Source organism: Deferrisoma palaeochoriense, assembly GCF_054656955.1.
In genome coordinates this window covers 22,249-28,580 of record NZ_BAAHXI010000053.1, presented here as the reverse complement: position 1 = coordinate 28,580, position 6,332 = coordinate 22,249, and the positions used below count along the sequence as shown (strand labels likewise).

General features: G+C 71.7%; 6 protein-coding genes. All 6 read left to right on the top strand.

The features are described 5' to 3' along the window. Positions 1 to 429 precede the first annotated feature (429 nt). The 6 genes from greA to ACYQ8L_RS13805 all read left to right on the top strand — a co-directional run bounded on the left by greA (position 430) and on the right by ACYQ8L_RS13805 (position 6,332). Entirely contained in the window at positions 430 to 906 is a 477-nt protein-coding gene (gene greA / locus ACYQ8L_RS13830; protein ID WP_459942396.1) for a transcription elongation factor GreA, read from the top strand. A gap of 110 nt (positions 907 to 1,016) precedes the next feature. Beyond that, positions 1,017 to 1,898, top strand: a complete 882-nt coding sequence (locus ACYQ8L_RS13825) for a phosphoribosylaminoimidazolesuccinocarboxamide synthase (protein WP_459942395.1) — start codon at positions 1,017 to 1,019, stop codon at positions 1,896 to 1,898. Then, positions 1,895 to 2,671 carry a lysophospholipid acyltransferase family protein gene (locus tag ACYQ8L_RS13820; protein ID WP_459942394.1) on the top strand — a complete coding sequence of 259 codons (777 nt, stop codon included), beginning with the start codon at positions 1,895 to 1,897 and terminating at the stop codon, positions 2,669 to 2,671. Before ACYQ8L_RS13825 ends, ACYQ8L_RS13820 begins: the two co-directional genes overlap by 4 nt. 28 nt (positions 2,672 to 2,699) lie before the next feature. Then, a complete protein-coding gene (locus tag ACYQ8L_RS13815) occupies positions 2,700 to 4,478 on the top strand; it encodes a fatty acyl-AMP ligase (RefSeq protein ID WP_459942393.1) in 1,779 nt (592 codons plus the stop codon). Between the two features lie 138 nt (positions 4,479 to 4,616). Further along, on the top strand, positions 4,617 to 5,702 hold the full coding sequence (locus ACYQ8L_RS13810; protein ID WP_459942392.1) for an inositol-3-phosphate synthase: 1,086 nt from the start codon (positions 4,617 to 4,619) through the stop codon (positions 5,700 to 5,702). Further along, positions 5,703 to 6,332 carry a CDP-alcohol phosphatidyltransferase family protein gene (locus tag ACYQ8L_RS13805; RefSeq protein ID WP_459942391.1) on the top strand — a complete coding sequence of 210 codons (630 nt, stop codon included), beginning with the start codon at positions 5,703 to 5,705 and terminating at the stop codon, positions 6,330 to 6,332. It begins immediately after the preceding gene.

Sequence of the window (6,332 nt, the reverse complement as noted above, 5' to 3'; positions counted from 1 at the left end):
TGAATTCTGATTTCTGTTCCCCGGTACGGCCGCACCCGGCTCTCCGGGAGGCCCCTTGCCCCCCAACGCGGGCGACGGGTCCGTGTCAGTTGGAAGCTCCGGTGGTCCGCGAGGCGGTCAGGTCGCAAGAACAAAAGGTTTCCGCACCCGGTTAGACGGGACACTCCGTAGCCCGGACCACGGGACCGAAGACCGTGCCAGGGGCCAGAAGACAGACCACAGAGGACAGGGGGTTCTCTGACCTCTGACTTCTAAATTCTGGCCCCTGATACGGCAGCCGCTGACGCTGGCATCCCAAAGGATTTTGGCGTCCTAGCGTCCTAGCATCCTAACGTCTTAGCAGGAAGGTACCTGGAAGCGGAGGCATCTCAGCCTCCCAGCTTTCCAGCCTTCTAGCCTATTAGCCTTCCGACGAAGGAGGAACTGTACATGAGCCGTATGCCCATCACGCGGCAGGGATACGCCCGGTTGCGCGAGGAACTGGAAAAGCTCAAGAAGGTCGACCGGGTTGAGGTGGTCAAGGAGATCCAGGCGGCCCGGGCCCATGGGGACATCTCGGAGAACGCCGAATACCACGCCGCCCGGGAGAAACAGGGCTGGATTGAGGCGAAAATCAGGGATCTCGAGACGAAGTTGGCCGAGTCCGACATCGTGGACCCGCCCCGGGGGCCCCAGGAGCGGGTCCGGTTCGGGGTGCGGGTGCGGCTCGAAGACCTCGACACCGGGGAAGAGAAGGTCTACGAGATCGTGGGGCCCCACGAGTCCGATGTCAACCAGGGCCGCATCTCCATCACCTCGCCCCTGGCCCGGGCCCTCCTCAACAAGGAGGTGGGCGACGACGTGGAGGTGGACGCCCCCCGGGGCGTCAAGGAGTACGAGATCCTCGAGATCGAAGGACTCGGGTAGGAGGAAGGTCGTTCGTCGCCGGCTGTGGGTCGTGAGGGCGGTGCTTCGCGCGGCACCCGGCGAAAACCCCATCGTTCCCATGTCCCAACGTCCCAACGGAGGGCCCACCCATGACCCAGACCGTGTACGAGACCAACCTTGAAGGCCTTGAGCTCGTAAGCCGGGGCAAGGTGCGCGACATCTACGACCTGGGGGAGCACCTGCTCATCGTGACCACGGATCGGCTGAGCGCCTACGACGTGATCCTTCCGACCCCGATCCCCGGCAAGGGCGAGGTCCTGACCCGGCTCTCGGTGCACTGGTTCGGCCGCACCCGGGACCTGGTGCCGAACCACCTGGTGTCGGCCGACCCGGCCGAGTACCCCGAACCCGCCCGCCGCCACGCCGACGTCCTGGCCGGCCGGAGCATGCTGGTGCGAAAGGCCCGGCCGCTCCCGGTGGAGTGCATCGTGCGGGGCTACCTTTCGGGTTCGGGCTGGAAGGAGTACCGGGCCACCGGCGCGGTGTGCGGCATCGCCCTGCCGCCGGGGCTACGGGAGTCGGAGAAACTGCCCGAGCCCATCTTCACGCCCTCCACCAAGGCCGAGGTGGGGGAACACGACGAGAACATCCCCTTCGAAAAGGTCGAGGACTTGATCGGGTCCGACCTGGCCCGAAGGGTGCGGGAGCTGGCCCTGGCCGTGTACCGCCGGGGGGCCGAGGAGGCGGCCCGGAAGGGCATCCTGATCGCCGACACCAAGATGGAGTTCGGCCTCCTGGGCGACGAGCTGATCCTGATCGACGAGCTCCTCACCCCGGATTCGTCCCGGTTCTGGCGGGCGGCGGACTACCGGGTGGGCGAACCCCAGGAAAGCCTCGACAAGCAGTACGTGCGCGACTACCTCTCGTCGCTCGACTGGGACAAGACCCCGCCGGGGCCGGAGCTCCCGCCCGAGGTGGTGGCCGAGACCTCCCGTCGCTACCGGGAGATCCTGGAGATCCTGACGGCATGAGCCGGAGTGCAGGCCCGGGGCGGTGGATCGGGGCGGCGGCCGCCGCCCTGGCGAGCCCCGCCTTCGGCCTCTACGCCAGGGTCGGGGGGTGGCGCCAGGCCATGCCCGCTTGGGCCCGGTTTTGCGCCGCGGCTCTGGGCCTGCGGGTCGAGCGGACGGGGCCCGAGCCGCCGCCCGGGGGGCTCGTGGTGGCGAACCACGTGGGCTACCTGGACATCCTGTGCCTGGGGGCCACGGTGCCCGGCCGGTTCGTGGCCAAGGCCGAGATCCACGGCTGGCCGTTTTTCGGGGCGCTGGCCCGGTGGGGGGGCACGGTGTTCCTCGACCGCGACCGGCCCCGGGACTGCCGGCCGTGGATCGACGAGCTGGCGGCCCTGCTGGCCGCAGGCGAGCGGGTGATCCTGTTTCCCGAGGCCGGGGTTTCCCCCGACGGCCGCACCCTGGGGCCGTTTCGGCCCATGCTGTTCGAGGCGGCCCGCCGGGCCGGGACCCCGGTGGTGCCGGTGGCCATCGCGTACACGGACCCGCCGGACCCCAGGGTGTGGGCCTGGATCGATGAGCCCGATCTCTGGCGTCATCTCCGGACCCGATTTCTTCCCGCCGGTCCCGTGCGGGCCGAAGTGCGGCTGGCCGAACCCCTCGACCCGGCCGCCTTCCCCGACCGCAAGGCCCTGGCCGAGGCCGCCCGCCGGGCGGTGGCGGAGCGGCTAGGCGGCTGGGCGGCTGGGCGGCGGTCCCCAGCCGAAGAAGCCGGGAAGCCAAACGATTCCTGATTCACGACTTCACGATTCACGGTGCTCCATGGCCGACACGAACCGGTTCCGCGACGATTTGGCCCAGGTCCAGACCTTGCCCCAGGCCCTGGAGGAGCGGGTGCGGCGCCAGGGCGACGAGGTGTGGCTCACCCTCTACGCCAAGGACAAGGTGGACTGCCGGCTCACCTTCGCCGGCCTTCGGGAGGGGGCCGGCCGGTGGGCGGCCGCGCTCGTGGGGGCGGGGCTCGAGCCCGGGGGGGCCGTTCTCCTGGTGCTCCCCACCGAGCGGGCCTTCTACGAGGCGTACTGGGGCATCCTGCTCGCGGGCGGGGTGCCGGTGCCGGCCTACCCGCCGGTGCGCATGGGCCGGCTCGAGGAGTATTTGGACAACCTCGCCCGGGTGGCCGCCACGGCGGGCGTCCGCCACCTCGTGACGAACGGGCTCATCCGGCCCCTGGTGCGGCCCGTGGAGGACCGACTGCCGGATTCCGTGCGGTTCCTGACCCCCTCCGACGTGAAGCCCACCGGCGACGCCCCCCGGGTGCCCCACGCGGCGCAGGACCTGGCGCTCCTTCAGTTCACTTCAGGGAGCACCGGCACCCAGAAGGGGGTCATGCTCACCCACGCGAACCTGCTCGCGAACCTGCGGGCCATCGGCCACGGCATGGCCCCCCGGCCCGGCGACGTGGCCGTGTCGTGGCTGCCCCTCTACCACGACATGGGGCTCATCGGGCTCATGCTGGGGTCGCTCTACTTCGGGGTGCCCCTGGTGGCCTGCTCGCCCATCGACTTCCTGCGCCGGCCGGTGCGGTGGCTGCGGATGATCTCGGACCACCGGGGCACGCTCACGGCCGGGCCCAACTTCGCCTACAGCCTGGTGGCCCGCAAGGCCCGGGAGGCCGACCTCCCCGGGATCGACCTCGCGTCGCTTCGGGTGGCCCTGTGCGGGGCCGAGCCCATCCATCCGGCCACGGTCGAGGGGTTCCGGGACCGGTTCCGGCGGGTCGGGTTCCGGCCCGAGGCGTTCTTCCCGGCCTACGGGCTCGCCGAGAACACCCTGGCCGTGTCGTTCGCCGAGCTCGGGGCCGAACCCCGCATCGTCCACGTGGACGCCGACCGGCTGGAGGGCGAGAACCGCGCCGTCGCCTGCCCGCCGGGGCCCGGGGCCCGGGCCGTGGTGAGCGTGGGGCGGCCGCTTCCCACCGTGGAGGTGGCCGTGGTGGACGACGCCGGAACCCCGCTGGCCGAGGGGGTCCGCGGCGAGATCGTGGTGCGGGGGCCCTCGGTCATGAAGGGGTACTACGCGAACCCCGAGGCCACGGCCGCCGCGCTCCGGGGCGGGTGGCTCCACACCGGGGATCTCGGGTTCTTCCTGGAGGGGCACCTCTACGTGTCGGGCCGGAAGAAGGACATGGTGATCAAGGCCGGCCGGAACTATTTCGCCGAGGACCTCGAGGCCGCCGCGGCCCGGGTCGAGGGGGTGAAGCCCGGGGGCGTGTGCGCCTTCTCCGTGACCCGGGAGGACCGGGGCACCGAGGAGGTGGTCCTGGTGGTGGAGACCCGGGAACCCGACCCGCCGGCGGACCTGGCCGGCCGGGTTCAGGCCGAGGTGGCCGAGGCCACCGGGTGCCGGCCCGACCGGGTGGTGATCGTGCCGGCCCGCACCCTCCCCAAGACCTCCTCCGGCAAGCTCCAGCGGTTCCGGACCCGCTCGTGGTACCTGGACGGCACCCTCGTCCACCGGGGCGGCGAGCGCCGGACCACCGGGCTCGTGGCCTACGCCAAGGCCTGGCTCAGGGACAAGGTCCGCGCCGGCCGGCGTTGACACGGCCCGCGGCTCCAAAGTAGATTCCAGCGTTCCGCCCGGCCCGGGGCGCTGGGCGGTGGCGGCTGTGCGCCGGGGCTTGTTTCGGACCCGGCGGCGTTCGTTTTCCCGTTTCCCAGCGGCGTTCGAGGGGTACCGATGGGTGAGATCCGGTTGGCCATCGTCGGGGTCGGGAACTGCGCTTCCGCACTGCTCCAGGGCATCGAGTACTACCGCCGTCATCCCGACGAGTCCATGGGGCTCATGCACCCCGTGGTGGGGGGCTACCGCCCCTGGGACATCCGGGTGGTGGCCGCCTTCGACGTGGACGAGCGCAAGGTGGGCGTCCCGGTGGAACGCGCCATCCTGGCTCCCCCCAACTGCATCCAGCCCATCTGCCCCGATCTTCCGCCCACCGGGGTCACGGTCCAGATGGGGCCCGTACTCGACGGGGTGGCTCCCCATATGGCCGACTACCCCGCCGAACGGTCCTTCCGGGTGGCCCGGGCCGAACCGGTGGACGTGGCCCGGGTCCTCAAGGAGACCGGGGCCGAGATCCTCGTGAACTACCTGCCGGTGGGAAGCGAGCAGGCGGCCCGCTACTACGCCGAGTGCTGCCTCGAGGCCGGGGTTTCCTTCATCAATTGCATGCCCGTGTTCATCGTGTCCGACCCCCAGTGGGCTGAGCGGTTCCGGGAGCGGGGCATCCCCTGCGTGGGCGACGACATCAAGAGCCAGGTGGGCGCGACCATCGTCCACCGGGTGCTCGCCCGCCTCATGGCCGAGCGCGGGGCGGTGCTGGAGCGCACCTACCAACTCAACACGGGGGGGAACACCGACTTTCTGAACATGCTCGAGCGCGACCGGCTGCGCTCGAAAAAGATCTCCAAGACCGAGGCGGTCCAGTCGGTGCTGCCCCATCCGCTCCCGCCCGAGAACATCCACATCGGCCCGTCGGACTACGTGCCCTGGCAGAACGACAACAAGGTGTGCTTCCTGCGCATGGAGGCCCGGGGGTTCGGCGGCGCGCCCATCGAGATCGAGGCCCGGCTCTCCGTACAGGACTCCCCCAACTCCGGCGGGGTGGCCGTGGACGCGATCCGGGTGTGCAAGGTGGCCCGCGACCGGGGGGACGCCGGGCCGCTTCTTCCCATCTCGGCCTACACCATGAAGCACCCGCCCGAGCAGATGCCGGAGCCCGAGGCCCGGGCCCGGATCGAGGCCTACCTGGCCCGGGTGGGCTAGATGCTGGCGGGCGGGCCGGTCGAGCGGGCGTTCCGGAGGGCGATCGAGGGGGCGATCGTCGGACCCCTGGCCCGCCGCGGGGTGCGGCCCGACACGCTCACGGGCGCGGGCCTGGTACTTTCGGCCGTGGCCGGGGCGCTGGCCTGGGGCTGGCCCGCGGCCGCCGGGATGACGCTGCTGCTCGCGGGGCTTCTGGACGCGCTCGACGGCTCCCTGGCCCGGGCCACCGGTACGGCGACCCGGGCCGGCGCGTTTTGGGACTCGACCCTCGACCGCTACGGCGAGTTCGCGGTGGTGCTGGGCCTGTGGGCCCGGGCCTGTAGCACCGGCTGCGCGGTCTGGGCCGGGGCGGCGGCGCTCGTGGCGCTCCAGGGCGCGCTCATGGTGAGCTACGCCCGGGCACGGGCCGAGGGCCTGGGGTACCCGCTGCGGGGCGGCGCGTTCGAACGGCCCGAGCGCCTGCTCCTGGTCGCCGCGGGGCTCCTCGTGAGCCCGTGGGAGAGTGCCCTGGGGCTCGGCACCGGCGGCGGGGCCTTGGTCACGCTGGCCCTCCTGGGCCTCGGGGCCAACGCCACGGCCTGGGGCCGGATCCTGCGGGGCCGCCGGGCCCTGGCCGAGCCGGAAGCCTGA

What these genes read in the sequence shown, in the direction of transcription:
- greA (WP_459942396.1), top strand. Translation starts at nt 430, where the DNA reads ATGAGCCGTATGCCCATCACGCGGCAGGGATACGCCCGGTTGCGCGAG.
- ACYQ8L_RS13825 (WP_459942395.1), top strand. Translation starts at nt 1,017, where the DNA reads ATGACCCAGACCGTGTACGAGACCAACCTTGAAGGCCTTGAGCTCGTA.
- ACYQ8L_RS13820 (WP_459942394.1), top strand. Translation starts at nt 1,895, where the DNA reads ATGAGCCGGAGTGCAGGCCCGGGGCGGTGGATCGGGGCGGCGGCCGCC.
- ACYQ8L_RS13815 (WP_459942393.1), top strand. Translation starts at nt 2,700, where the DNA reads ATGGCCGACACGAACCGGTTCCGCGACGATTTGGCCCAGGTCCAGACC.
- ACYQ8L_RS13810 (WP_459942392.1), top strand. Translation starts at nt 4,617, where the DNA reads ATGGGTGAGATCCGGTTGGCCATCGTCGGGGTCGGGAACTGCGCTTCC.
- ACYQ8L_RS13805 (WP_459942391.1), top strand. Translation starts at nt 5,703, where the DNA reads ATGCTGGCGGGCGGGCCGGTCGAGCGGGCGTTCCGGAGGGCGATCGAG.